Genomic DNA, 24592 nt, shown 5'->3' on the forward strand with positions numbered 1-24592 from the left:
TCACTGGCCGCGCTCTGCTGCGGCCTCTGCCATCTGCGGCCCTGCAGGACCGATGCGCTCTTCGATGCTGCCGCGAAGCTGCAGGCGCTGCGGCGCCGCCAGCTGTGTGCGCAGCGAGCGCGTCAGTCCCCTGCTCTTCGGAAGTGCCGCCGCGCACGCCGCCGCCGGGTGCACGTAGGCGCTTCTTCCCGTGCGGGCACGGTCGACGATCACGGCCTGGCCGCGCTCATCGAGCTGCACGCGCAGCAAGGAATGCTGCGCATCGCGCCCGCCGCATCCGACGCACGTGCGCACGGGTCTGCCGCCGCTGCTCATGCCTCGACGACCGCCTCCGCGCTCTCGCCGGCATCCTCGGCGGCCGCCGCGGCTGCGGCGGCTGCGGCGGCCGCGTCCTCACGGCCGCGAGCCAGCACCGCCTCGGCGGCTTCCGTCACGGCTCGCGCGATGCGAGCGACGATCTTCTCTCGGCGTTCGACTTCGTCGGCCGCCTTGGCCGAAGCGATCATGCGCTCGGCCTCCTCGCGCGTGCACTCGAGCACGCCGGCGATGTCGTCGGGATCGGAGCCGGAAAGCTCGCCGGCCGACTTGTACCCATCGGCCAGCAGCAGCTCGGCGCGCAGGTCCGACAGCCCTTCGACGCGGCGCAGGGAGCGGCGCGACTCGCGCTGCCAGCGCTCGTATTCGCTCTCGGAGTGGACGTCGAGCTTCCAGCCGGTCAGCTTGCCGGCCAGGCGCACGTTCTGTCCCTTGCGGCCGATGGCCAGCGAGAGCTGGTCGTCGGGCACCACCACTTCCATCGAATGGTCGGCCTCGTCGATGACGATGCGCGAGACCTTGGCCGGCGACAGCGCACGGCAGACGAATTCGGTCTCATCGGGCGTCCACGGGACGATGTCGATGCGCTCGCCGCGAAGCTCCTGAACCACGGCCTGCACTCGCGAGCCGCGCATGCCCACGCATGCGCCGACCGGATCGACGTCGCTGTCGTGGCTGACCACGGAGATCTTGGCGCGACCACCGGGCTCGCGCACGACTTCCTTCACTTCGACGATACCCTCGTAGACCTCGGGCACTTCCTGCTCGAAGAGCTTCTTGACCAGCTCCGGATTGGTGCGCGACAGCACGATCTGCGGGCCGCGCGCATTCTCGTCCACGCGGACGATGAGGGCGCGGATGCGGTCGCCCTGGCGGTAGCGCTCGCGCGGAATCTGCTCGCGCTCGGGAAGGATGGCATCGACGTTGGGACGCAGCTGGACGATCAGGTTGCGGCGCTCGAAGCGCATCACGATGCCGGACTGGATGGTCCCCTCGTGCTGCTTGAACTCGTTGTAGATCATGGCCCGCTCGTAGTCGCGGACCTTCTGGACGATGTTCTGCTTGGCGGCCTGGGCGGCGATGCGCGAGTCGGGCGGGCCGAGCTTGGTCAGGAGCTCGTCGCCGATCTGCGATTCCGGATCGTACTTCTCGCGCGCGGTCTCGAGCGTGATCTCGGCGTCGGGGTTCTCCACCTCCGCCACCACGGTCTCGATCTTGTAGATGTCGATCTCGCTGGTCTCGGGGTTGAACTTCGCCTCGATGTTGAGATCGGCGCCGTGGGTCTTCTTGGCGGCCGACTTCATGGCCTCCTCGAGCGCCTCGATGACGAGCTGGCGATCGATGCCCTTTTCTTTGCTGACCTGCTCGATGACCCGAAGTAATTCTTTTTGCATCATATCGTCTGCCTCAGCGGCGCCGGCGCCGGGGTGGCTCCTTCTTTTCGAACTCGTACTCGAGGTTGGCTTTCTCGACGTCGGCCACCATCAGCCGCGTCGTTCTGCCGCCCTCCTCGGTGACCGTGATCGAATCCTCCGCCACCTCGTCCAACCGTCCGAGGAAATTGCGCCGCCCGTCGACCTCGTTCCTCATCCGCACCCGAACCTTCTTGCCGAGCACGCGCTCGAAGTGCTCGACTCTCTTCAGCGGGCGATTCAGGCCCGGAGAGGACACTTCCAGCATGTAGTTGCTCCGCACGGCCTCATGCGCCTCCAGGGCGTCCCCCAGGCGTCTGCTGACGGCCTCGCAGTCCTCGAGGCTGACTGCTCGCGCCGGGTCCGGGCTGTCCAGGAAGATCCGCACGAGCTGGCGCGAGCCGCTGCCGGCCAGCTCCACGTCGAGCAACTCGAGCCCACGCTCAGCCGCAAGCGGCTCGGCGATCGCCCAGATCTTCGAGCCGGTCGTGCTCACGCGTACCTCGGTCATCAGGGCGATCCGCCGCGGCCGGTCCGGCCGCGAGAGGATCAAACAAAAAGAGGCGGGCGAAGGGCCCACCTCCTCCACTGCCCTGACTCCGCGGGGAAGTACCACGCGCATCGCGGCGCCGCAAGAAAACGCCGACCTTGTTTCCCCGGGCGTGCGGGCAGGTCCGGGGCGGGTTCCGGGCGGGACCTCGGTTCCTGCGCAGACCTGGCCGGGACATGCCCCGATCTGCGACCTCGACGAATCTTCAGAGATTGCGGTCGTGGAGGGTGGTGACGGAGACGACGGCGTAGGTCTTGCGGCCATTGGGCAGCTGGATGGTCACCTCGTCGCCCTCCCGCTTCTTGAGCAGGGCCTGCCCCACCGGCGAGCTGAGCGAGATGCGCCCGGCCGAGGCGTCGACCTCCTCGGCGAACACCATCTCGTAGCGCACCACCTCGCCGCTGTCGGCGTCCTCGAGCTCCACGATGCTGCCGTAGCCGATGCCGTCGCGGGGAATCGAGGAAATGGTGTACAGCGACAGCTCCTTCAGGCGCGACTCCAGGGCGCCGGCGCGCGCGCTCAGCATGCCCTGGCGCTCCTTGGCCGCGTGGTATTCGGCGTTCTCGCGCAGGTCTCCGTGCTCGCGCGCGGTCTCGATGACCTTGGGCAGATCGATGTTGAGCTCGCGGCGGATGTCCGCGAGCTCGTTCTGGAGCTTCTCGACGATGGGCAGCTTCTTCATGAGAGCGGCGGAGACTAGGGGCGCCTGCACCGGCTGTCAACGCGCCATCCGTTCGGGTGCCGGCGGCTTCAGGTCCCGAGAATCGCCCGGATGAGCTCGCTCGCGCGCTTGCCGTCGTAGCGCCCCGCATAGCGGTCGCCGAGCGTCTTCATGACGGGGCCGATGCTGGTGGCGGAGGTCTCGGCCACGATGGCCAGGATCGCCTGCCGCAGCTCCTCTTCGCTCAGCGCTTGCGGCAGCAGCGTCTCGATCTCGGTCAACAGCGCCTGATGCTCGGCGACCTGATCGTCGCGCCCTGCCTTGGTGGCGAAGTCGAGCGTCTCGCGGCACTGCTTGGCCTCGCGCTGGATGATCGTCGTGATCTCCTTTTCCGGCACCTCGCCGCGCAGCTCGATGCCGCGGTTCTTGACGCCCGCCAGAATCGCTCGCAGCGCCCGCATGCGCATCGGCTGCTTCTCGCGCATCGCGGCGCTGAGGCGCTCGCGCAGCTCTTTCTCGGTCATCGGTTGCTCCTGTGGACCTGCAGGCTCTCCTGCAACCGCAGCACGAAGTCCTCGAGCTCCGGCCAGCGCGGACCCCGCAGCACCCACCGCTCGCGGCCGCCGCGCCCGCGCATCTCCGTGCGGATGAAGCCCAGCTCCTCATAGCGGCTGAGCGCGTTGCGCAGCGTGACGTCGCCCGATCCTTCGGATTTCACCACCTCGCCCAGCAGAAGACACGTCTTGTAGTGACGGCGGATCTCTTCGAGCAGCGCCTTCTGCGTCGTGCCTTCGTTGGACAGCTGGCCGTGCAGCGTCAGGGCGACGACGTAGTAGGATTCGCGGAAGTTCTGCAGGACGTTCAGCGTCGCGGCCGCGAGCGGATGCGAGTCCACCAGCTCATCGCCTCGCACCGCCCCCTTCTCGCGATAGAACGTCAGAAAGCGCTCGACCATGCCGGGAATCTCGTCGCGGGCAGGCAGCGGGAACTCGTAGCGGAACAGGTCGAGCCACCACCAGACGCGATCGGGAAGCCGCGCGACGGGATCGCCCTCTCTCATGCACGAGGTCAGCAGCGAGGGCAGCAGGAAGGCGTGGATGAGGTTGTTCTTGTAGAAGTCCAGCGCCAGGCGCCGGCCCTGCCGCACCACGAGCACCTCTTCGCGCCCGCGCTGCAGCACCTCGATCAGGCCGTTGGAGCTGAGAAAGCCGATGCTCTCGCGGAAGTCGCCGACGTTGCGCGCCAGCGAGGCCGTGGGAATGATGTTCTGGAAGCGCGTCAGATCGACCAGCGCGTTGGCGCGCTCGCGAAAGTCCCGGTAGCGGAATCCCCAGTGCGGCGACCCCAGCAGCACCGTTGCCGACACCGAGGTCGCGCCCGCGACTTCGGCGCCATTGACCTCGCGCAGGATGCGGAACCCCAGACGCTGGATGAAGCGCCGCTTCTCCTCCTCGACCTCCGGGTTGCTCTCGGCCTCCCCGAAGCGCTGCTTGCGCTCGCCCAGGACGTCGCTGAGCGAGATCGGGTCGGCGAAGGAGACGTAGGCCGTGCCGTATTTCTGCTGGAGGAAGCGGCGCGCGCGCACGAGCGCGAAGACGTTCTCCGGCTCCTTCTCCTCGCCCGTCAGCTCGGCCTGATACGCCTCCTCCTCCACGATGCGGCCGTAGTGGATCGAAACGGGCACCAGGTACAGGTCGCGCCGGATGCCGCTGGCGTAGGCGCTGACGATGGCGGACAGCATGCCCAGGCGCGGCGTCATGATCTTGCCGGTTCGGCTGCGACCGCCTTCGATGAAGAACTCCTGCGTGTAGCCCTCGCGGATCAGGAACTGCAGGTAGCGCCGGAAGACGTACTTGTAGACGTCGTCGTGGCCGAAGGTGCGGCGGATGAAGAACGCGCCGCTGCCGCGGAAGATGGGTCCCATCGGCCAGAACGACATGTTCACTCCGGCGGCGATGTGCGGCGGGCTGACGAAGTGGAGATAGAACAGGTAGGAGAGGATCAGATAGTCGAAGTGGCTGCGGTGACACGGCACCAGCACGATCGGGTGGTGCTTGGCTTTCTCGATCACCTTCTCGAAGCCGATCGGCTCGAGCCCCTGGAACATGCGGTTCCAGATCTTCTTGAACGCCCATGCCACCACCGCGAAGACGGCGGCATTGTACTCGGCCGCCATCTCGTCGAAGTAGGCCTCCGCCTGCTTGCGCAGCTTGGCCTCCGGCGTCCCCGTCTTCTGCGACGTCTGCGACAGGAAGACGCGCGTCTCCTCGTCGTCGAGGACGAGCGACTTGACCTTGCGGCGGGGCATGATCGCCGGTCCCATCACCACCCTCTCCTCGCGGTTGAGGAAGATCTGGATGGCACGCGTCAGCCGCCGCACGAGGCGGTCTTCGGTGTCGTTCTGGTAGCGGCGCGTGAAGTCGCCGACGCTGACCTCGGTGCCCACCGTCAGGAAGAGGTCGTTGCGGTAGAACCAGTAGGTCAGCAGTTTGCGCCACTCGCTCGGCACTTCGTGCACGCTGTAGACGAGCGCGGTGATGCCGGTTTCGCGCTTGCGGAAGCTATGGCCGCGGAACGGCGCCAGCGGGACGATGAAGCGCTCGCGCTCGCCTTCGCGCGCGCCGTGCACGATCTCGCGCAGATAGTCGTTGCCGACTCGCGGCGCCGCTCCCGCCTGCGCCTGCACGGGCACCGTGCGCCGGCGCGGCCCGCGCATGAAGATGAGGACCGACTGTCCGTTTCGCACCGCACGCGCACAGTAGTCGTGGCTGTTCTCGGCAGGACGGCCGCGCCCGAACATCCTGGCGATGCGATCGCGCAGCAGGCCGAGCGCGTCGCTCATCGGTGCCAGGGCGATCGAAGAGATGCCGTTGGCGAACACGGGCAGCGGCAGGCCCTCGCGTCGCAGCACCCAGTTGACCATGAAGTAGTCGACGAACGAGCGGTGCCGCAGGACGTAGATCACGGTGCCGCGCTGCGAGAGGTCGCGGATCTTCTCGACCAGGCTCTCGTTGACGACGGCCTTCTCGAACAGGCGCCGGCCCACCAGCTCGGCCAGCGTTCCGAACCGGCGTCGCATCGCCGAGCGGTGCGGGCGCTGGCGCGAAGGGGCTCCTTCGGCAATGGCCTCCGCAGCGACGCTTTCGACACGGCTTGGCTCGGCGCTCACAGCAGCTCCCGCAGCTTGCGCAACTTCGGATCGTTGGCGGCTCTGGCGTCGCCGAGACGGGCGACGACCTGGCGTACATCTTGGCACCGGGAGCGTGGACAGACGAGGAGCGCATCGCCGGCATCCACGACGACCAGATCACGCACGCCGAGCAGCGCCACGGGTTTGCCCCGCGAGGCCACCACGTTGCCGCTGGCATCGATGGCGACGAGGGGATCGCGCGAGGCGTTTCCGGCGTCGTCGGCGGGCCACAGCCCGGCCGCTGCGTCCCAGCTGCCGATGTCCGACCACGGGAAGGCCGCAGGGATCACCGCGACCGAGCTGCTCTTCTCGAGGACGCCGTGGTCGATGGAAATGGCCGGCAGCGCCGGAAAGGCCTTGGTCAGCTGCGCGGCAGGAATGCGACCATTTCGCCGCCTCTCCTCCATCGCCGACAGGCCGCGGGTCAACGCGGGCAGGTGCTCGCCCAGTTCCTGCCAGATTCGCGCAGCCTTCCAGACGAACATCCCGCTGTTCCAGTAGTACTTGCCGCTGGCCACGTATCGCTTGGCCACGGCAAGAGTCGGCTTCTCGACGAAGGCATCGACGGCCAGCGCCTTGGCGTGTCCAGGCAGAGGCTTGACGGCGCGGATGTACCCGTAGCCCGTGGCTGGCTCGGTCGGTCGGATGCCGAACGTGATCAGGTGCTCTCCGGACGCCGCGATCTCGTAGGCCTGGCGCAGGTTGCGGCGGAACGCTTCGGCATCGCCGATGACGTGATCGGCGGGCAGAACCGACATGACGGCGTCCGCGTCGCGCCGCAGGATCTCCAGGGCGGCCCAGCCGATGCATGGTGCGGTGTTGCGCCCCACCGGCTCGCCGAGAACCGACGATCGCGGCACCTCCGGCACGGCCTCGGCCACGGCCGTCACCAGCTGCCGGTTCGTGACGATCAGGATGTTGGAAGGGGCGACGACTCCTCGCAGTCGCGCCACCGTCTCGGCCAGCATCGACTGCGGGCCAACGAGCGACAGCAGCTGCTTGGGCATGCGCTGGCGGCTCCATGGCCAGAAGCGCGTGCCCGTGCCGCCGGCCATGATGACTGCATAACGGCCGCCGCCGCCCTGACGGGCCCTCTTGTCGGATCGGGGCGAATTGCGCAGCGCGGAGGAAGGGGGACGTGGAGCCACGGGCCTGGAATCCTCGTGGCCCGTGACGCGAAAAGCAAATCGGCCGCGCTTTGCCTCACATCGAAGCCCTCCGTAAATCACGCGCGTGCCGTTGCTGGTGATCCTGCTCGTGCTCGTGGTGCTCGCGCAAGGCGGCGCGCATCTGCTCATGATCTACGAGTCTCGCCGAGCCTGCGCCGGCGCGCGCGAGAAGCTGCCCGCGCAAATGTGGTGGCCGTTCCTGTTCGAATGCGTGCTGCTGCCGGTGGCGCTGCTGTGCTGGGCGTTCGGCGAATTGATCCCGCGCTCGCGGCGCTGGGACGGTGACGGGACCGGCAGCGGAAACGTGGTCGCGCTCGTGCACGAGTTGTCCACATCCCCCGTCACGATGCGTCTGCTGGCGCGCCGGCTGGCGGCCTGCGGTTGGCGCCCGGTGATCGTCGAATTCTCGAGCGAAGGCGCCGATCTGTACGCCAAGGCTTCGGACGTCGGTGCCGCTCTGGCGCGGCTCTGCCAGGATCACGGCGTCACGCGCATCGACGTGGTCGCGCACGGAGTCGGCGGATTGCTGGTGCGCGCGGCGGCGCGTTTCGACGGCGCCGGCGGACTCCTCGGCAACGTCGTCACGCTCGGAACGCCGCATCAGGGCACGGCGCTGGCCTCGCTGATCACGGGGCCGCGCTTTGCCCAGCTTCGGCCCGGCTCGCCGTTCCTGCAGCGTCTGGCTGCGGGCGATGACGTACCGGGCCACGCGCGCGTCACTGCCATCGCCTCCAGCTTCGATGCCGTCGTCTTTCCGCTCGAGAGCGCCTACTACCCCGGCGCGTTCAACATCACGGTCGATGGCGTGGGCCACCTGGCGCTGCTGGTCTCCTCGCGCGTCTGGGAGCTCGTTCTCGAGAATCTCGAGGATCGCGGCCCTTCGGCCAGCCAGGCGGCGTGAAGCTGGTCGTCGCCCGGGGCGGAGTCCGCCTCGACAAGCTCATCGCCGACATGACCGGCTGCGGCCGCCGGCGTGCCGGGCAATGGATCCGCGCCGGCCAGGTGCGCATCGATGGCCGTCCTGCGGCGGCCTCCGCCGTGCCGGCGCGTGGGCAGACCATCGAAATCCTCGAGTCGCAGCCGCGACCGACGGCCGTGCCCGCCGAGCCGGTCCGCATCCTGTGGCAGGGCGGGAACGTCCTTGCCGTTGCCAAGCCGGCAGGCCTGCACACGCAGCGAGGCCGTAGCGGCGGCAGCGTCGCCGAATTCCTCGAGCAGCGCTTCAAGGGGATCGCTCAAGTCGGCAAGCGGCCAGAAGAAGGCGGCACTGTCCACCGGCTCGACCGGGACACCTCCGGGGTCCTGTTGGCGGCCACGACCGCCGCCGAATATGCCCGCCTTCGGGCGATGTTCTCCGCCGGCCAAGCCGCCAAGGAATACCTGGCGCTGGTTGCGGGAACCCTGGAGGAGGAAGTGTCGATCGACCGGCCGTTGGCGATGCGCGGTTCGCGAGTCGGGCCGGCCTCGCGAGGCGAGCGCGCGCGGAAGGCATGGACCCGGGCCCGGCCGCTCGACGTGGGCAGAGGCTGGTCGCTGGTGCACGTGCACATGCACACCGGAGTGCGCCACCAGGTTCGCGTGCATCTGGCGCTTTGCGGCCACCCGCTGCTCGGCGATCCTCTCTACGGAGGACCGGTCCTGCCATCCGCACGCGCCGGACATCTCCTGCACGCGCTGCGGATCCGCATAGACGAGGAAATCGACGTGACCGCGCCAGCGCCGGCCGACTTCGTCTCAGTCTACGCTGCTTTGAAAACGGGGATCGAGCGGGTCTAGCGGCGGCCGCTCTTGGCGGGTTTTTTCGCTGCTGCAGCGCCGGCTTTGCCTACCGCTTTTACGGCTTTGGCTGTCTTGGCGCCCTTGGCGGCCGGGCTCGACCGTGGCGGCGCGGCCTTCTTGGCCGGCGGTGCCTTCTTCGCCGGCTTGGGCGGCTCGTTCACGGTCTTGTGGCAGTTGGTGCAGAGGTTGTTGGCGTTGCCGCTGTCCTCGACCAGACCGTCATCGAGGTTGTGGCAGACCTTGCGGCAGCGCCCGCAAATGAAGTAGACGCCCTCGAGCGTCTTGTTGATGCGCTCGCGGTTGAGGATGCGACCGGCCAGCTTCTGAACGCGGATGCCGAGCAGCTCGACGTACTGCTGCTTGATCTTGGCGCGGCCGGCTTCGTCTTTTGGAAGATCCTCCTCGGCGTCGGTGTCCGGCGCATCGCTCTCGTCGAAGAGGCTGAACTCGCCGCTCCCGGCCGAGCCCTTCTTCTTCGCCCGTCCCACGGACGATCTCAGCGGGTGCGCTGCTTGTAGCCGCAGCTCTTGTCGCAGACCCAGAACAGGCCGCGTTCGCCATATCCTGCGTACATCACGACTCGAGCTTCGGCGCCGCAATCGGGGCAGGCCTGCTTCTTGGACGGTCCAGCCTTCTGGGCTGTTTTTGCTTTCTTCGCTCCCATGACTCTCTTGCGACTCGAAAACAGCGCGGGCCAGGATTGCTCCGCGTCAGTGCCGGGTGGGTCGGCCCTCCAGTCGAACGGCGAATCTAATGGCCGCCGAAGAGGCAGTCAATCCGCTGTCGTCGAGGAAGCCCGCCCTTGCATCGCGGCCAGGATTGGGCCAAGCGGCCGCAGCCATGACCTCGGTTCTACGAGACGGCGAGCCCGTCATCCTTCACGACCGCCGCGGCCGCCGCTACCTCAAGCGCCTGCGCGCCGGGCACCGCATCACCATTCGTTCCTCGGTGCTGGCAAGCGACGCCTTGATCGGCCGCACCGAGGGTTCACGCGTCGTCGCCGACGATGATGAGCCGTTTCGCGTCTTCCGCCCCTCCTACGCCGAGGTCGTGCCGCTGCTCGAGCGCTCCGCCGAGCCCATTTTCGCCAAGGACGCAGGCCTGATCGTCATGCGCGGGGACATCCGGCCCGGCCAGACGGTGGTCGAGATCGGGGTGGGCTCGGGCGTGCTTTCGATGGCTCTCCTGCGCGCGGTAGGCCCGGCCGGGCACCTGTTCAGCTACGAGATCCGTGCCGACATGGCCGAGGAGGCCCGCGCCAACGTGGCGCTGTACGAAGGCGCCTGTCCGCAATGGACGCTCAAGGTTCGCGACGGCCGCGCCGGCGTCGACGAGCAGGACGTGGATCGCGTCGTCATCGACGTGCTAGATTCGGTGGCCGTGCTGGAAACGGCCACGCAGGCGCTGCGCGATGGCGGCATCCTGATCGCCTACGTCTGCGGCGTGCTGCAGCTCAAGGCGTTGCACGATGCCATCGAAGCTTCGCGCGGGCTCGGGCTGGCCGAAAGCTACGAGGTGCTCGAGCGAGGATGGCACATCGAAGGGCCCAGCATCCGTCCCGAAGCGCGCATGGTCGGACACACCGGGTTCATCACCGTTGCGCGGCGCCTGGCGCGCTGAGCCTCCGTTGCCGCTGCCGTCGGCGGGCGGCCGGGCCAACCGCTGCGCACACAACCGCTCTACCAGCCTCGAAGCTCGAGCCATCGCGGCAGCTCGTTCGCATCGCCGATGCGGCCGAGCGCAGGCGGATCGGCCCGTGCCTCGGAAGTGACCCACACGGCGGCGAGGCCGGCGCCGGTGGCTCCCTCGATGTCCTCGCGCCAGGTGTCGCCGACATAGAGACACTGCTGCGGCGCCAGCGACATCCGTGCGCACGTGCGCGCGAAGATCTCCCGCGACGGCTTGCGAAGACCGACGTCGGCCGAGATCACCGCGGTCTCCAGCATCGGTGTCAGGCCGTGGGTGTCCAGGATGCGGCGTGCGGTGGCGCCGTCGTCGAAGTTGGACAGCAACGCCAGGCGATGGTGCCTGCCGAGCTGGCGCAGCAGCGGCACGCGGTCGGCTGGACAAAGGACGGCGGCGAACAGGCTGTCCATGTGCTCGCGCGCCATCCTGAGCGCGATGTCGGCGGCATCCTGCTCGGGCACGCCATGCCGCAACAGGGCCCGCTCGAAACGAACGTGCGTCAGGATTTCGATGCCGGCGCGGCGCTTGACCTCGGCCAGCTCGGCTCCCACCTCCTGCAGCGTCGTCAGGAACAGCGGCATCGACGCGTGCGGACATGCGCGCCGCAGCAGCTCGGGCATCGATCGTACGGTCATGACGACGGAGCGGCCGCCGACCTCCATGCGCGGCAGGCGGTCATCGTCGAAGAAGACGAGCGTGCCGAAGAGATCGAAGAGGATGGCGTCGGGCCTAGCGTTCACGGCGTCCGAGCAGGAGCACCCCGCTCGACAGAAGCAGTGCCATGCCCGCGGCCAGCACGACGTTGTTGAGCTGGACCGAGCGGCGATGCAGCGCCTGGAAGCGCTCGACGTGCTCGGGCCTGCCGCGCAGGCCGGCCATCTCCGGATGCAGCAGCAGTGCAGAATAGGCCTGCACCGCCGCCATAACGGCCACCACCAGGACCGCTGCCTGCCACAGGCGCCCTGCCCCTCGCGCCAGCACCAGCGCCAGCACGAGCGCGATGAGCGAGCACGCCAGACCGGCGCGGAAGTAGATGGGGAACAGGAGCGCGGCAACCGCGCCGGCCTCCGAGGGCGAGGGCATGTTGATGAACAGCACCGGCAGGACCAGCGCCGAGAAGAAGACCGAGCCTCCGATCCACAATGCCATCACGGTGACGAAGGCAGAGACGAGGGCACGGGAGGGTTGCGTTGCAGCGGCCGCCTCGGACATCGACGCAGGCTAACCGGGGATGCGGCCGCAGTCGATCATGCAAGGCCTTGAGCGTGGCTCGTTAGCGGCAGCGCTCACGGCAGCATGGCGGCAATGCGGGCGGCGGCGGCCCGTGCACCGTCGACGGGCGTAGCCGGCGGCGGCGGCGACTGCGACAGCGCATCGAGCGCGCGCGCCCACTCGCCGGCTGCCAGCGAGTCGCGATCGATGCGGGCGGTGCCGCTGCGGCCCGACAGCCATTGCTCGAGGACTTCGTTTTCCGGAAAGCCCGGCCGCGCAATGTAGAGAAAGCGGGCACGTGCGGCCGTGACGTCGCCGATCAGACCGTAGCCCGGCTTGCCGACGACGATGTCGCTGGCGGCAACCGCATCGACGTACGGCATATCGTCGGGAATGCGCACGACATCGCTGCGCGGGTCGCGGAGCGGCCAGGATCGCTCGAGGATGTAGCGGACATCGCGGCGCGGCGGCGGCAGCGTCACCAGCGAGCTCGAGCTCGCCCGCAGCGCCAGCAGCACCAGCCGCTCGCCGTTGCTCGCGCCGAGCCGCGAGCGGCACTGCTGGCGAGGCAGCGAGCTGGCGCGAGCGATCATGCCGACGCACTGCCGCGCAGCGAATGCCGGCATCGGCGCCGATGGCGTGGCCTCCAGGAGCAGGTCTGCACGCGCGTAGCCGGCCGCCGCCGCAGCCGCCGCCTGGCGGTGCCCGAGACGGTCGTAGATCCAGTCCCAGGTGAAGTTGGCCAGAGCCACCGACGGAACGCCCGCGTGGGCCGAGGCCCGGAAAGCCAGCGGCGGCACGTCGCCAAGCACCAGATCGACACCGGCGCGCAGCCGCTCGGTCTCGCGCGCCAGCACGGCTTCGTGCTGCGTGGCCCATTCCCGCAGGCACGCCGCGGTGGCGTTCGCGTCGACGGTGACGTCATCGGTCTGGACGATGCCGGCGTCGGTGGCGGCGTCGATCCAGGTCGTTTGCGACTGCAGCTGCGGCGGCCACAGCGAGGGCGCGATGGGCGAGACGAGCGTCAACCGCAGCGGGAAATGATCGAGAAGCTGCTCGAGCACTGCCCCGGCACGGACCAGATGCCCGTAGCCATGGCGCGAGACGTAGACGGCCAGATGCCGGTGGATCGGGAAGGCCGGGCTCAGTCTTCGGCCGCCGCGAAGGATGCGCCGCAGCCGCAGCTATGGGAGGCGTTGGGGTTGACGAACTTCAGCCCGGCGCCGTGAAGCCCGTCGGTGTAGTCGAGCACCGTTCCGCGCAGCAGCTCGGCGCTGTCGCCATCGACGAAGACCGCCAGCGCACCGACGGTGTAGGTGAGATCGCCTTCCTTGGGTGCGGCCGCGAACTTGATGGAGTACTCGTAGCCGGAGCATCCGCCCTTCACCACCGACAGACGCAGGCCGTAGTCAGGGCCGTGCCCCTCGGCAGCGCGCGCGGCCACGACCTTGTCGATGGCTTTGGGGGTCAGTTGGACGATAGGCTCGGTGACGAAATCGCTCATGACACAGCGTGCTGACTCTAGCATCGAATCGCCCGTGCGCAATGATCGGCGTGCAGCGCGATCGAGGCCGCTCTCCGGCGTCGAGGACATCCTGCGAGCGGAGGCCCGTCGCCTCGGCTTCGTTGCCTGCGGGATCACGGACGCGGAGGATCTCGATTGCGGACCGACTCTCGAGCAGTGGCTGCAGTCGCAGCGTCACGGGCTCATGGACTACCTGGCGTCGCAGCCGATGCAGCGGGTGCAGCCGGCGGCTCGCCTGCCCGGCGCGCGATCGGTCGTCGTCGTGGCCTGGCCCTATGCGCTGCCGGCGGCGCCCGATCCGCACTGGCGGCAGCGCTTGACCGGCCGCATCGCCGCGTACGCGGCCGGCACCGACTACCACACGCACATTGCAGAAAAGCTGGAGCTTCTGGCCCGTTTTCTGCGCCAGGCAACCGGCTGCGAGGCGGTCGCACACGTCGATGCCGGGCCGCTGGTCGAAAAGGATCTGGCGCGGCGAGCGGGCCTGGGCTGGTACGGTCGCAACACGAACCTGCTCATGCAGAACGCCGGCTCGTCGTTTCTTCTCGGCTGCCTGGTCACGACCGCCGACCTTGCGGCCGATGCGCCTTTCACCGCCGACCACTGCGGTACCTGCCGCGCGTGCGTGCCGGCATGTCCGACCGGCGCGCTCGACGATGGGCCGACCATCGATGCGCGGCTGTGCATCTCCTACCTGACCATCGAGCTGCGCGGGCCGGTGCCGCCTGCGCTGCGTGAGCGCGTCGGCAACTGGATCTTCGGCTGCGACCTGTGTCAGGAGCCGTGTCCGTGGACTCCTGCCTCGCCGGTCACCCACGCTTTTCTGCAGCCCTATCTGCCGGGGCTTCTGGAGCTGACGCCGCAGCAGTTCCGCGAGACGTACGCAGGAACCGCGGTGATGCGGGCCAAGCGGCGTGGCCTGGCACGCAATGCCGCGGTTGCGCTCGGCAACACCGCCAACCCGGCGGCCGTGCCGAGCCTGGCTCGCGCGCTGCGCGAGCATGATGAGCCGCTGGTGCGCGCGCACTGCGCCTGGGCGCTGGGGCGACTGGCTGGAGCCGAAGCGGGTGCCGCACTCGAGCAGGCGCGCAAGCGCGAGCAGGTGCCGCCGGTGAAATCGGAGATCGACGAGGCGATCACGACGCTGCGCCAATCCGGGTCGAAGATCCAACCTGGCCACGATCGGGTGGCTTGACCCCGCGCCATCGCGGAGCCACCTTGCGGAAATGGGCATCGCGCAAGGCCGTCCTGCCGAAGAGCTGTTCGAGCAGTTTCGCGCGCTCGGGCAGGAAACCGTCTACGACGCCGAGAGCTGCAAGCGCATCGAAGCGCTGGTGGCCGAGATCCAGGAGCTCAAGCGCGAGAAGAACGCGGTCATTCTGGCGCATAACTACCAGCGGCCGGAGATCTTCGAGGTCGCCGACTTCGTCGGTGATTCGCTCGAGCTGGCGCGCCACGGACGCGACGTCGCACAGGACACCATCGTGCTGTGCGGGGTCCATTTCATGGCGGAAACGGCCAAGATCCTTTCGCCGCAGAAGCGGGTGCTGATCCCGGATGCGCGTGCAGGATGCTCTCTTGCCGAGAGCGTGGACGCGGACGCGCTGGTGGAGCGCCGCGACGAGCTTCGCAAGGTGTTCCCGGACCTCAAGGTCGTCTCCTACGTCAATACGACGGCGGCGGTGAAGGCGGTGACGGACGTCTGCTGCACGTCGTCGAACGCGGTCAAGATCGTCAACGCCGTTGACGCCGACAACATCCTGTTCGTGCCGGATCGCAACCTGGCAGCCTACGTCTCGCAGAACACGACCAAGAACGTGATCGCGTGGGACGGAGACTGTTACGTGCACCAGCAGATCCGTCCCGACGTCATCCGCAAGGTGCGCGAGGCGCATCCGGGCATCCGCGTCGTCGCGCACCCCGAATGCCGCCGCGACGTGCTCGAGGAGGCGGATGCGGTGCTGTCCACCAGCGGCATGATCAAGTACGCCAAGGAGACGGAGGCGCCCGAGTTCCTCATCGTCACCGAGTGCGGCCTCTCCGACCGCCTGCTCATGGAGGTTCCCGAGAAGCGCTTCTACAAGGCGTGCCAGCTGTGCCGTTACATGAAGATGATCACCCTCGAAGGCACGCGCGACTCCCTCGTCCACGACAAGGACGAGGTCATCCTCAGTCCGCAGCTGTGCGAGCAGGCGCGGCGTTCGCTGGACCGGATGCTCGAGCTGAGCTGACGCCGCGGCGCATTGCGGCATACTCGCCCGGGCGGTGCGACGCACGCGTCGGCGAACTTGCGAACACTTAGGGAATTGGAAGCCGGCAAACGGCCCCATACAATATCCTCCACCAAGGGTTGATGGAGGACGTTGTCTTGGACTCGGAAGGATCAGACGTCTCGGCCCGCCTGCTGCTTGCGGAGCTGGTTCATCAGGCTCTGGCGCGCACCGCGGTATCCACCACCGATCTCACCGAAAGCTATCTGGCCGGCCTGCTGGCCGACTTCCTGCGCAGCGAGCCCGACCGCCTCGGGCAGACCTTCGGCGTGGAGTGGCTGCGTGCGGCGTCGCTGCCGCCGATGGAGCGTTACCGTCGCCTGAAGGACATCGCCGATACCACGCTGTTCCTATCGGGCGTCTTCGCCGACTACGTCGAAGGCACGCTGACCGGCGCCGACTATTTCTCGCAGCTCGGCAGCCGCGCCTATCTCGACCTCGGCGATCTCGGCAACAACGAGCGGGACGCGTTTTCGGAGACCTACCACGACCTCGGGCGCCGCTTCGAAGACTTCGCCGCGGTCCTGGCCGTGGTCGCCGACCGAAACCTCTTCCCCGCCAACGACCGTGTCCTCGGCATCTACCGAAGCTGGCTGGAAAGCGGCTCCAAGCGAACCGCCCGCCGCCTCTACCATCTGGGAGTCATCCCGCAACGCCCGTCCAACCGTCAGAACTGACGAGACGGCGAGAAGCCGATGGCGCCGCGCGAACCGGCGGCCATCGGCGTCTGTGGCGATCGACCAGCGGCCGCTATCGTCGTCCGTCGGCCGATTCCGCTGAAGCGTTGGGTGCCTTGCGCGCCTGGACGATCGTGAACAGCGACCATGGCGACGTCTTGTAGCGCTTCTCCAGCACCATCACGCCTGGGTCCAGAATCTCGTGCAGCCGCAGCCGCGTGCTCCATCCGAGATAACGCGTGATCGGATCGATGCGATCGACGACGAAGCGCACCAGCGCGCGCTCGCTCGAGAAGTGGTTGATGATGACGATCTTGCCGCCCGGCTTGCACACCCGCACCATCTCGTCGACCATCGCCTTGGGGTCGGGGACCACGGTCACGACGTGAAATGCCATGACGTAGTCGAAGCTCTCGTCGGGGAACTCCAGATGCAGCGCATCCATCTGCCGCAGATGGATGTGCGCGTGGCGTCGCGGGTCCATCTTCTGCTGGGCGTGGTCGAGCATGTCCTGCGACAGATCGATGCCGGTCACGTCGCTGTGCGAGGGATAGGCGTCTAGCGACAGGCCGGTGCCGATGCCGACCTCCAGCACCCTGGCGCCCGGAGGGATGTTCAGGCCTTTGATGACCAGATCGATGCGTTCGGCAAAGACGCGGGTGAAGACGTGGTCGTAGATGCCGGACAGGTCCGAGTAGATCCGGCTCCGGTGCGGAAGCTCCTTGGCGCGCTGGCCGTTGGCCGCGTTTCCCTTGCTGGTGTCCAAGGTTGAGCCTGCTGCCTTTCGCGACGACACCTGCCTATACGCACGGCGTCCTTCTCTCAACCCGAACGGACTTCCGGACCGCTGCGCTTTCATGCCTTTCCTTGGCTGGGGGCGCCACCCTTCCACAGCTCCACGATGGGGCTGGCAATGAAGATCGAGGAATAGGTGCCGATGAGCAGGCCGACGATCAGGGTATAGGCGAAGGCGTGGATGACCCCGCCCCCGATGAAGAAAAGAACCACCAGCACCATGAAGGTGGTGCCGCCGGTCAGAACGGTGCGCGAGAGCGTTTCGTTGAGGCTGCGGTTGATGAGGTGGCGCAGGTCCTCCTTGGGCGACTCGAACATGTTCTCCCGGATGCGGTCGGAGACCACCACGGTGTCGTTGACCGAGTAGCCGACGCAGGTGAGCAGGGCCGCCACCACCGTCAGGTCCACCTCGAAGTTGGCCAGCGCCAGCGCCGATACCGTCACCAGGACGTCGTGGAACAAGGCCACCGCAGCGCCCACGCCGAAGCGCAGGTCGAAGCGGAAGGCGATGTAGATGCCCATGATGACGGTGGATGCGAGCACCGACAGGATGCCGCGCTGGCGAAGGTCGGCGCCGACTTTGGGGCCGACCATCTCCGTGCGCAGGTCGCGGAAGCTCTTGTCCGCAAACTTCGCCGCCAGCTTCTCCTTGATCTGCTGTCCGGTCCCCTGCGCCAGCGATTCATCCGTGACCGCGAGGCGCAGCAGGTATTCGCCGGGCTGGTTGCCGAAGTCCTGCACGGACGCGCCTTCGGCGGCCTCGCCGAGCTCGTCGACCGCGGCGCGCATCTCCGAGATCGTCACCGAAGGGTCGACGCCGACGTGCAGCAGAAGGCCGCCGGTGAAGTCGATGCCGTAATTGGGGCCGCCGCGCGCGAACAGCACGATGAGGCCGAGCACCGTCAGCACCGCGGAGAACGCGAACGCGTACGGGCGCAGCTTCATGAAGTCGATGCGAGTGTCGGGTTTGATGAGCTCGAACATCGGCTCCCTCCTCAGATGCTGGCGGCTGCTCTGGGCCGCAGATAGGCGACCAGCTCGTGAATGGCACGGGAGCAGAACACGGCGGAATACATCGTGGTCAGGATTCCGATGCAGAGCGTGAGCGCGAAACCTTTGACGGGTCCCGAGCCGAACTGGAACAGGATGAGCCCGGCCAGGAACGTAGTGACGTTCGAATCGATGATCGCCGGCAGCGCGCGGCTGTAGCCAGCCTCCAGCGCGGCGTGCGGTCCGCGCCCGGCGCGCAGCTCCTCGCGGATGCGCTCGTTGATCAGCACGTTGGCGTCGACCGCCATGCCGATGGTCAGCACGATTCCCGCAATGCCCGGCAGGGTCAGCACGCCGCGGAACAGCGCCAGTGCCGCCAGCAGCAGGATGACGTTGATGAGCAGCGCAAGATCGGCCACCCCGCCGGCGAGCCGATAGTACAGGAGCATCGACAGGATCGTCAGCGCGCCTCCGACGATGAAGGAGCGCATGCCGGCGCGGATCGAATCCTGCCCCAGCGACGGTCCGACCGTGCGCTCCTCGGCGATCGTCACCGGCGCCGGCAGTGCGCCGGCGCGAAGGACGATGGCGAGGTCGCGCGCCTCGTCCAGACTGAAATTGCCGGTGATGATGGCGCGGCCGCCGCCGATGCGTTCGTTGATCCGCGGCGCGCTCTGCACCTTGCCATCCAGCACGATGGCAAGCAGGCGGCCGACGTTGTCGCCGGTGATGCGCTCGAACAGGCTGGCTCCGGGGCCATTGAGCGTGATCGCGACGTAGGGCGCTTCGCCCATCTCGCCGGGCCGGTGGCGGGCGTCCGAGATGACCTCGCCGCTCATCAGGATGGTCGGCTCCAGGAAATAGGTCTGCTCGCGCGGACGCTGCGTGACCGGATCGATCTCGGCGCCCTGCGCGCGAACGACGCCGGGCTTCTGCGGGTCGTCGGCGACGAGCTGGAACTGGAGCTGGGCGGTGCGGCCGATCAGGCTCTTGGCCCGGGCGACGTCCTGAACGCCCGGCAGCTGGATGAGAATGGCGTCCTCGCCCTGCTTCTGGATCGTCGGCTCGGCCACGCCGAACTGGTCGACGCGGTTGCGGATGGTCTCCAGGGCCTGATCGACGGCCAGCGTTCTGACCTCCTCGATCGCGTCAGGATGCAGCTTGTACTGCAGTCGCCCGCCGGCCGGCGCCCCGGTGGGCTGAAGGTTGCCGTAGCGGTCGGCAACCAGCCTCTCCATCTCGCCGACCTTGGCATCGCCGACCACGCCGAAGCTGAGACCGTCATGCCCCTCGCGCTTCCAGTCGCGCGTGGCGATCTCCGCCTCGCGCGCCGCGCGACGCAGGTCCTCGATGGTCCGGTCCACCGAGTTCTCTACGGCCTTCTCGGTCTGCACCTCCAGCACCAGATGAATGCCACCGCGCAGGTCCAGGCCGAGGGGAATCGGATCGCTTGGCAGGAAGGACTTCCACCACTGCGGCAGCTCGCCACCGGTAAAGCTCGGTACCAGTGCCATGATGCCGATCAGCACGCTGGCCGCGATGGTCAGCAGCCGCAACAACAGTCCCCGGTCCACTCTTCAGTCCTCCTTCTTCTTGCGGCCGGCCTTGTCCACGGCGGCGATCTTGCTCCGATCCTGCTGGACGACCACGCGCGGCGAGCCGCTGATCTCCAGGCTGACGTCGTTCTCGCGCAGCTCGACGATCTTGCCGTAGATGCCGCCGTTGGTGACGACGCGGTCGCCGATGGCCAGGTCCGCCAGCATCTGCTCGTGCTCTCGGGCTTTTTGCTGCTGCGGGCGAATGAGCAGGAAATAGAAGACGCCGAGAATGAGGACGAGCGGGATGAGCTGCGTGAAGGCATCTGCGCCGGGCGCCTGGGCCAGCACCAGCTCGACGGCTGGCGGCGCATTCATCTCCAGGGCCAGCTCTGGCGCGCTAAGCATCGGTACCTCCTCGATAACGAGCACGGAAGGCCGTGCGGAACCCGTCGTACGCGTTCGCGGCCAGCGCAGCGCGTATGTCGGCCATCAGGCGTTGGTAGAAACGTACGTTGTGCAAGCTGCAGAGGATGGCTCCGAGCATCTCTCCGCGCTTTGCGAGGTGGTGAAGGTAACCGCGCGAAAAACCGTTGCAAGCTTCGCAGTCGCAGCCCTCTTCGAGCGGCTCGTCCACGCTGGCGTGGCAGGCGTTGCGGATCGAGAAGGGGCCCGAGCGCGTGAACAGGCTGCCGTTGCGGGCGTTGCGAGTGGGAAGGACGCAGTCGAAGAGGTCGTATCCCTGGCCGCACAGCTCGACCAGGTCCAGCGGCGTCCCCATGCCCATCATGTAACGAGGCTTGTCGTCGGGCAGCATCGCCACGCTGGCGGCGGCGGTGGCCATCGTCTCCTCGCGCGCCTCGCCGACCGAGAGGCCGCCGACGGCATAGCCGGGGAAGTCCAGCTCGATCAGCGCCTCGGCCGCTTCGCGACGGAGGTCCTCGAAGAGGCCGCCCTGCTGGATCGCAAAGATGGCCGTGCTCGCGTCCTCTCTCAGCGCCTGCCGGGTCCGGCGCGTCCAGCGCAGCGTCCGGGCTGCGCCGTCGGCCGCCGCCTTGCGATCGCCCGGCTTGGCCACGCACACGTCGAAGGCCATGCCGATGTCGACGCCCAGCCGGTACTCCAGGTCGACGACGCCCTCGGGCGTCATGCGCACGGGCGAGCCGTCCAGGTGCGAGCGGAAGACCGCGCCCTCCTCGTCGACCTTGACGCTGGCAGCCAGGCTGAAGACCTGGAATCCGCCGCTGTCGGTCAGGACCGGAGCGCTCCAGCCCATGAAGCGGTGGATGCCGCCGAGGCGCTCGATCGTCTCGACGCCCGGCCGCAGCGCCAGGTGGTAGGCATTGGAGAGCACCATCTGCACGCCCGCCTCCGAGAGCTGCCGCGGTGTCAGACCCTTGACCGTTCCGTACGTGCCCACCGGCATGAACGCCGGCGTGGCGACGCGCCCGTGCGCGAGCGTCAGCACGCCGGTGCGGCCGCCCGTCCGGTCGCGCGCGGTGATCTCGAAGCGCAGCCCGTGTCTCATCGAATCAGCATCGCATCGCCGTAGCTGTAGAAGCGGTAACGCTCGGCGATGGCTTCCTCGTAGGCGCGCTCGATGGCCTCGCGGCCGGCCAGCGCCATCACCAGCGCCAGCAGCGTGGAGCCGGGCAGATGGAAGTTCGTCACCATCGCGTCGACTACACGGAAACGATGGCCGGGCCGAATGAACAGCCGCGTGGCGGATGCGCCGGTGGCCAGAACCCCGCCCTCGTCGGCGGCGCTTTCGAGCGCGCGCACGGTGGTCGTTCCCACTGCCACGACCGCGCGGCCCTCGGCTCGTGCGGCCGCCACGGCGGCGGCTGCGCCGGGCAGGATCGTGAAGCTCTCGCTCTCCATCTCGTGCTCGTCGATGGAGCCGCGCACGGGGACGAAGGTGCCCGGGCCCACGTGCAGCGTGACGGTTGCGAGCTCGAAGCCGTGCTCGCGCAGCTGCGATAGCAGCTCCTCGGTGAAGTGCAGGCCCGCGGTGGGTGCAGCCACCGAGCCCGGCGCCTGCGCGTAGACCGTCTGGTAGCGCTCGTGGTCCTGGCTGCGCGGCCCGCCCGGCCGTTCGATGTAGGGCGGCAACGGGATCTCGCCGATGCGCTCGAGCACTTCCTCGACCGCCAGCGGAGAAAAATCGAGGAGACAGCGGCCGCGCTCCACCGGCCCCTGCACCCGCACGACGATCCCGTGCGCGAGCTCGATCGTCTGCCCGTGGCTGAGCCCTTTGGACGACCGCGAAAGCGCCGGCGCGCGGTGCCCGTCGCCGAGTCCGAGCACGAGCAGTTCGACGGCGCCGCCGCTGCCCTGCTTGTGCCCGCGCAGCCGCGCGCGCAGGACGCGCGAGTCGTTGGCCACCAGCAGTGCACGCGGCGGCAGGAATGCGCCGATGTCGCGAAAGCGCGCGTGCGTGAGCGCGCCGCTGCGGCGGTCGAGCACGAGCAGGCGCGAGTCCTGCCGGTGCGGCGCCGGCTCCTGCGCGATCAGCTCGGAAGGAAGCTCGTAGTCGAGCAGGCCTTTCCAGCGCCCGCCGCCGCCGGCCGAACTCAAGTCGCGGATGCCTCGGCTCGCTCGGCCGTCTTGGCCGAATGCGTGAAGAAGGGCGTGAGCAGATCGACCGGGATCGGCAGCACGATGGTCGTGCTGGTGTCGGAGGCTACCTCCACCAGGGTCTGCAGGAAGCGGAGCTGCACGGCGATGGGCTGGTCGGCCATGATCTCCGCCGCTTCGCGCAGGCGCGTGGAGGCCTGGAACTCGCCTTCGGCGGCAATGACCTTGGCGCGCCGCTCGCGTTCGGCCTCGGCCTGCCGCGCCATCGCGCGCTGCATCTCCTGCGGCAGGTCGATGTGCTTGAGCTCGACGGCCACGACCTTGATCCCCCACGGATCGGTCTGGTCGTCCAGGATGGTCTGGATCTGCTGGTTGATGCGCTCTCGGTCCGAGAGCAGATGGTCCAGCTCGGCCTGCCCGCAGATGCTGCGCATCGTGGTCTGCGCCATGAGCGAAGTCGCAAACAGGAAGTTCTCCACTTCCACCACCGCGCGGCTCGGATCGACGACGCGGAAATACAGAACCGCGTTCACCTTGACCGAAACGTTGTCGCGCGTGATCACGTCCTGGCTCGGCACGTCCATGGTGATGGTGCGCATGTCGATGCGGACCATCTTCTCGATCCCGGGGATCACGTAGATGATGCCGGGACCGCGGTGCGCCACCAGCCGGCCGAGCCGCAGGATCACCGCACGCTCGTACTCGCGCATGACCTTGACTCCGCTCGCCAGTAGAAGGACCACGGCCAGAACGACGTACAGTCCGATCATTTCGTTTCTCCTCTGGGCTGGGGCACCACGCGCACCTTGAGCCCGGTCACCGATTCGATTCGCACGCTGGTGCCGGCCGCGATCGGCGCGGTGCTGCTGGCGTTCCACAGCTCGCCGTGGACACGCACCTTGCCGCTGGGCCCGACATCGGTTACCGCCACGCCGATCTCGCCGATCAAGCCTTCGGCGCCGAGCGCCGGCCGGCGCCTGCGGTCGCGCAGCAGCAGCGAGCCCACGGCCAGCATGATCGTGGTCGCCATCACGACGGTCGTCGCGATCAGGCGCCGGTCCACGTAGAGCGAGGATTCGGGCGTGTACAGAAACAGCGAGCCGAGCGCGAGGGCGACGATGCCGCCGAAGCCCAGAATGCCGAAGCTCGGCACGAACAGCTCGGCCACCAGAAACGCCGCGCCCAGCAGCATGAGGAGTGCGCCGCCGCCGCTGATCGGAAGCACCTGCGAGGCCAGCAGCGCCAGCAGGAGCGCGATGGTCCCGACCACGCCGGGCACGACCGCGCCGGGCTGCGACAACTCCATGTACAGGCCGAGCATCGCGACCATCATCAGCAGGTAGGCGATGTTGGGATCGCTGACGAAGGACAGCACGCGCTGCCGCAGCGTCATCTCCACGTCCACGACTCGCGCGGTGCCATCCTCGCCGATGGCGCGGTGCAGGTTCAGGACGACGTCGTGGCCTGCCACTTCGACCCTGCGCCCGCTGGCCTGCTTCAGAAGATCAGTCAGGCCGCTGGCGACGAAATCGACGACCCTCAGCTCCACCGCTTCCTTCTCGGTCACGGCCACGCTCTCGCGCACGGCCTTCTCGGCCCACTCCACGTTGCGCCCGCGTCGCTGCGCGATGGCGCTGCCGAAGCTGGCGGTGAAGTTCTCGACCTTCTTGCGCATGTCGCCCTCGATGTCCTTGCCCTGCCCCGCCACCGGATGCGCGGCGCCGATGGACGTGCCCGGCCCCATCGCCGCGACGTGCGCGGCCATGGTGACGAAGACTCCGGCCGACGTGGCGCTGGCGCCGCCGGGCCAGACGTGGACCAGCACGGGCAACGGCGCCGCGAGCAGCGCCTTGACCATCGTCTTGGTCGAATCGAGGAGGCCGCCGGGCGTGTCGAGTTCCACCACCAGCGCAAGGGCCTCGGCCGCAGCGGCCTGCTCGATGCCCGCTGCCAGATAATCGGCAGCGGCGGGCGTGATCGCGCCGTCGATGCGGATGCGAAAGACGCTGGCGGAAGGCGCCGCCAGATCGGCGGCGGCCTCGTGCGACGCTGCGTCAGCGGCAGGGCGATCGCCCGCGCCGTCGTGTCTGCGATCCCTGTGCGCGGGCGCCCGCTCCGCCGCCTTCTCGTCCGCAACCTTCGGCGCCTTCTCGGCCAGCACGGTCGCGGCCGGCAGGGCCGTCAGCGCTGCCAGCGCGGCGGCAAGCGCGACCGCGCCCGCCGTGCGACGTGCCAGTGGCATGCTCATC

General features: G+C 68.2%; 27 protein-coding genes. 6 read left to right on the plus strand and 21 right to left on the minus strand.

Annotated elements, in window-relative coordinates:
* From VEC57_01330 to VEC57_01360, 7 genes are all read right to left on the minus strand, one after another.
* Positions 1 to 315, minus strand: coding sequence for a YlxR family protein (locus tag VEC57_01330; protein ID HYB97750.1), 315 nt, complete (start codon positions 313 to 315; stop codon positions 1 to 3).
* Complete coding sequence (gene nusA / locus VEC57_01335; protein HYB97751.1) at positions 312 to 1712, minus strand: transcription termination factor NusA; 1401 nt, start codon at positions 1710 to 1712, stop codon at positions 312 to 314. The genes VEC57_01330 and nusA overlap by 4 nt, the downstream gene beginning before the upstream one ends.
* Positions 1713 to 1722: 10 nt before the next feature.
* Positions 1723 to 2238 carry a ribosome maturation factor RimP gene (gene rimP / locus VEC57_01340; GenBank protein HYB97752.1) on the minus strand — a complete coding sequence of 172 codons (516 nt, stop codon included), beginning with the start codon at positions 2236 to 2238 and terminating at the stop codon, positions 1723 to 1725.
* A gap of 244 nt (positions 2239 to 2482) precedes the next feature.
* Positions 2483 to 2959, minus strand: coding sequence for a transcription elongation factor GreA (gene greA / locus VEC57_01345; GenBank protein HYB97753.1), 477 nt, complete (start codon positions 2957 to 2959; stop codon positions 2483 to 2485).
* Between the two features lie 68 nt (positions 2960 to 3027).
* Positions 3028 to 3462: a GatB/YqeY domain-containing protein gene (locus VEC57_01350; protein HYB97754.1), complete on the minus strand. Its 435-nt coding sequence runs from the start codon at positions 3460 to 3462 to the stop codon at positions 3028 to 3030.
* A complete protein-coding gene (locus VEC57_01355; GenBank protein HYB97755.1) occupies positions 3459 to 6107 on the minus strand; it encodes a 1-acyl-sn-glycerol-3-phosphate acyltransferase in 2649 nt (882 codons plus the stop codon). The genes VEC57_01350 and VEC57_01355 overlap by 4 nt, the downstream gene beginning before the upstream one ends.
* Positions 6104 to 7276, minus strand: coding sequence for a mannose-1-phosphate guanylyltransferase (locus tag VEC57_01360; protein HYB97756.1), 1173 nt, complete (start codon positions 7274 to 7276; stop codon positions 6104 to 6106). The genes VEC57_01355 and VEC57_01360 overlap by 4 nt, the downstream gene beginning before the upstream one ends.
* Before the next feature lie 85 nt (positions 7277 to 7361).
* Between VEC57_01360 and VEC57_01365 the strand changes: the two genes are divergently transcribed.
* Together VEC57_01365 and VEC57_01370 are read left to right on the plus strand one after the other, a co-directional pair.
* Positions 7362 to 8198, plus strand: a complete 837-nt coding sequence (locus VEC57_01365) for a hypothetical protein (protein HYB97757.1) — start codon at positions 7362 to 7364, stop codon at positions 8196 to 8198.
* Complete coding sequence (locus VEC57_01370; GenBank protein HYB97758.1) at positions 8195 to 9073, plus strand: RluA family pseudouridine synthase; 879 nt, start codon at positions 8195 to 8197, stop codon at positions 9071 to 9073. Before VEC57_01365 ends, VEC57_01370 begins: the two co-directional genes overlap by 4 nt.
* Here the strand turns inward: VEC57_01370 and VEC57_01375 are convergent.
* Together VEC57_01375 and VEC57_01380 are read right to left on the minus strand one after the other, a co-directional pair.
* Positions 9070 to 9564 (minus strand): hypothetical protein, encoded by a 495-nt coding sequence (locus VEC57_01375; GenBank protein ID HYB97759.1) that lies wholly within the window; start codon positions 9562 to 9564, stop codon positions 9070 to 9072. The two genes, VEC57_01370 and VEC57_01375, sit on opposite strands and share 4 nt — an antisense overlap.
* Positions 9565 to 9572: 8 nt before the next feature.
* Positions 9573 to 9740 carry a hypothetical protein gene (locus VEC57_01380; GenBank protein ID HYB97760.1) on the minus strand — a complete coding sequence of 56 codons (168 nt, stop codon included), beginning with the start codon at positions 9738 to 9740 and terminating at the stop codon, positions 9573 to 9575.
* A 176-nt stretch (positions 9741 to 9916) separates the two neighbouring features.
* Between VEC57_01380 and VEC57_01385 the strand changes: the two genes are divergently transcribed.
* Positions 9917 to 10696, plus strand: a complete 780-nt coding sequence (locus VEC57_01385; GenBank protein HYB97761.1) for a hypothetical protein — start codon at positions 9917 to 9919, stop codon at positions 10694 to 10696.
* A gap of 59 nt (positions 10697 to 10755) precedes the next feature.
* On the opposite strand, the gene VEC57_01390 is transcribed toward VEC57_01385, so the two are convergent.
* From VEC57_01390 to VEC57_01405, 4 genes are all read right to left on the minus strand, one after another.
* On the minus strand, positions 10756 to 11502 hold the full coding sequence (locus tag VEC57_01390) for an HAD family hydrolase (protein HYB97762.1): 747 nt from the start codon (positions 11500 to 11502) through the stop codon (positions 10756 to 10758).
* Positions 11492 to 11911, minus strand: a complete 420-nt coding sequence (locus tag VEC57_01395; protein HYB97763.1) for a DUF4149 domain-containing protein — start codon at positions 11909 to 11911, stop codon at positions 11492 to 11494. The genes VEC57_01390 and VEC57_01395 overlap by 11 nt, the downstream gene beginning before the upstream one ends.
* Positions 11912 to 12048: 137 nt before the next feature.
* The gene (locus VEC57_01400; GenBank protein ID HYB97764.1) at positions 12049 to 13038 is read right to left on the minus strand and encodes a hypothetical protein; all 990 of its coding nucleotides are present in this window, start codon (positions 13036 to 13038) and stop codon (positions 12049 to 12051) included.
* 80 nt (positions 13039 to 13118) lie between these two features.
* The gene (locus VEC57_01405) at positions 13119 to 13478 is read right to left on the minus strand and encodes an iron-sulfur cluster assembly accessory protein (GenBank protein HYB97765.1); all 360 of its coding nucleotides are present in this window, start codon (positions 13476 to 13478) and stop codon (positions 13119 to 13121) included.
* Here VEC57_01405 and queG point away from each other — a divergent pair.
* The 3 genes from queG to VEC57_01420 all read left to right on the plus strand — a co-directional run bounded on the left by queG (position 13477) and on the right by VEC57_01420 (position 16446).
* Complete coding sequence (gene queG / locus VEC57_01410; protein ID HYB97766.1) at positions 13477 to 14694, plus strand: tRNA epoxyqueuosine(34) reductase QueG; 1218 nt, start codon at positions 13477 to 13479, stop codon at positions 14692 to 14694. The genes VEC57_01405 and queG overlap by 2 nt on opposite strands.
* Positions 14695 to 14725: 31 nt before the next feature.
* Positions 14726 to 15730: a quinolinate synthase NadA gene (nadA, locus tag VEC57_01415; protein ID HYB97767.1), complete on the plus strand. Its 1005-nt coding sequence runs from the start codon at positions 14726 to 14728 to the stop codon at positions 15728 to 15730.
* 137 nt (positions 15731 to 15867) lie between these two features.
* Positions 15868 to 16446, plus strand: coding sequence for a hypothetical protein (locus VEC57_01420; protein HYB97768.1), 579 nt, complete (start codon positions 15868 to 15870; stop codon positions 16444 to 16446).
* Between the two features lie 73 nt (positions 16447 to 16519).
* On the opposite strand, the gene VEC57_01425 is transcribed toward VEC57_01420, so the two are convergent.
* The 8 genes from VEC57_01425 to VEC57_01460 all read right to left on the minus strand — a co-directional run bounded on the left by VEC57_01425 (position 16520) and on the right by VEC57_01460 (position 24591).
* A complete protein-coding gene (locus tag VEC57_01425) occupies positions 16520 to 17212 on the minus strand; it encodes a class I SAM-dependent methyltransferase (GenBank protein ID HYB97769.1) in 693 nt (230 codons plus the stop codon).
* An 89-nt stretch (positions 17213 to 17301) separates the two neighbouring features.
* Entirely contained in the window at positions 17302 to 18225 is a 924-nt protein-coding gene (gene secF, locus VEC57_01430; GenBank protein ID HYB97770.1) for a protein translocase subunit SecF, read from the minus strand.
* Between the two features lie 11 nt (positions 18226 to 18236).
* Positions 18237 to 19805: a protein translocase subunit SecD gene (gene secD, locus VEC57_01435; protein ID HYB97771.1), complete on the minus strand. Its 1569-nt coding sequence runs from the start codon at positions 19803 to 19805 to the stop codon at positions 18237 to 18239.
* A gap of 3 nt (positions 19806 to 19808) precedes the next feature.
* Positions 19809 to 20174, minus strand: a complete 366-nt coding sequence (yajC, locus tag VEC57_01440) for a preprotein translocase subunit YajC (protein ID HYB97772.1) — start codon at positions 20172 to 20174, stop codon at positions 19809 to 19811.
* On the minus strand, positions 20167 to 21294 hold the full coding sequence (gene tgt, locus VEC57_01445) for a tRNA guanosine(34) transglycosylase Tgt (GenBank protein HYB97773.1): 1128 nt from the start codon (positions 21292 to 21294) through the stop codon (positions 20167 to 20169). The genes yajC and tgt overlap by 8 nt, the downstream gene beginning before the upstream one ends.
* The gene (gene queA, locus VEC57_01450; GenBank protein HYB97774.1) at positions 21291 to 22343 is read right to left on the minus strand and encodes a tRNA preQ1(34) S-adenosylmethionine ribosyltransferase-isomerase QueA; all 1053 of its coding nucleotides are present in this window, start codon (positions 22341 to 22343) and stop codon (positions 21291 to 21293) included. The genes tgt and queA overlap by 4 nt, the downstream gene beginning before the upstream one ends.
* On the minus strand, positions 22340 to 23113 hold the full coding sequence (locus VEC57_01455; GenBank protein HYB97775.1) for a slipin family protein: 774 nt from the start codon (positions 23111 to 23113) through the stop codon (positions 22340 to 22342). The genes queA and VEC57_01455 overlap by 4 nt, the downstream gene beginning before the upstream one ends.
* Positions 23110 to 24591: a nodulation protein NfeD gene (locus tag VEC57_01460; GenBank protein HYB97776.1), complete on the minus strand. Its 1482-nt coding sequence runs from the start codon at positions 24589 to 24591 to the stop codon at positions 23110 to 23112. The genes VEC57_01455 and VEC57_01460 overlap by 4 nt, the downstream gene beginning before the upstream one ends.
* Between the last annotated feature and the right edge of the window lies 1 nt (position 24592).

The organism is Candidatus Limnocylindrales bacterium (assembly GCA_035626395.1).
Lineage (GTDB): Bacteria > Desulfobacterota > Binatia > UBA1149 > CAITLU01 > DASPNH01.

Excerpts from the sequence above, each read along its gene's own strand:
- VEC57_01330 (HYB97750.1), bottom strand. The coding sequence starts at position 315 with ATGAGCAGCGGCGGCAGACCCGTGCGCACGTGCGTCGGATGCGGCGGG.
- nusA (HYB97751.1), bottom strand. The coding sequence starts at position 1,712 with ATGATGCAAAAAGAATTACTTCGGGTCATCGAGCAGGTCAGCAAAGAA.
- rimP (HYB97752.1), bottom strand. The coding sequence starts at position 2,238 with ATGACCGAGGTACGCGTGAGCACGACCGGCTCGAAGATCTGGGCGATC.
- greA (HYB97753.1), bottom strand. The coding sequence starts at position 2,959 with ATGAAGAAGCTGCCCATCGTCGAGAAGCTCCAGAACGAGCTCGCGGAC.
- VEC57_01350 (HYB97754.1), bottom strand. The coding sequence starts at position 3,462 with ATGACCGAGAAAGAGCTGCGCGAGCGCCTCAGCGCCGCGATGCGCGAG.
- VEC57_01380 (HYB97760.1), bottom strand. The coding sequence starts at position 9,740 with ATGGGAGCGAAGAAAGCAAAAACAGCCCAGAAGGCTGGACCGTCCAAG.
- VEC57_01385 (HYB97761.1), top strand. The coding sequence starts at position 9,917 with ATGACCTCGGTTCTACGAGACGGCGAGCCCGTCATCCTTCACGACCGC.
- VEC57_01395 (HYB97763.1), bottom strand. The coding sequence starts at position 11,911 with ATGGCATTGTGGATCGGAGGCTCGGTCTTCTTCTCGGCGCTGGTCCTG.
- queG (HYB97766.1), top strand. The coding sequence starts at position 13,477 with ATGACACAGCGTGCTGACTCTAGCATCGAATCGCCCGTGCGCAATGAT.
- VEC57_01405 (HYB97765.1), bottom strand. The coding sequence starts at position 13,478 with ATGAGCGATTTCGTCACCGAGCCTATCGTCCAACTGACCCCCAAAGCC.
- nadA (HYB97767.1), top strand. The coding sequence starts at position 14,726 with ATGGGCATCGCGCAAGGCCGTCCTGCCGAAGAGCTGTTCGAGCAGTTT.
- secF (HYB97770.1), bottom strand. The coding sequence starts at position 18,225 with ATGTTCGAGCTCATCAAACCCGACACTCGCATCGACTTCATGAAGCTG.
- yajC (HYB97772.1), bottom strand. The coding sequence starts at position 20,174 with ATGCTTAGCGCGCCAGAGCTGGCCCTGGAGATGAATGCGCCGCCAGCC.
- tgt (HYB97773.1), bottom strand. The coding sequence starts at position 21,294 with ATGAGACACGGGCTGCGCTTCGAGATCACCGCGCGCGACCGGACGGGC.
- VEC57_01455 (HYB97775.1), bottom strand. The coding sequence starts at position 23,113 with ATGATCGGACTGTACGTCGTTCTGGCCGTGGTCCTTCTACTGGCGAGC.
- VEC57_01460 (HYB97776.1), bottom strand. The coding sequence starts at position 24,591 with ATGAGCATGCCACTGGCACGTCGCACGGCGGGCGCGGTCGCGCTTGCC.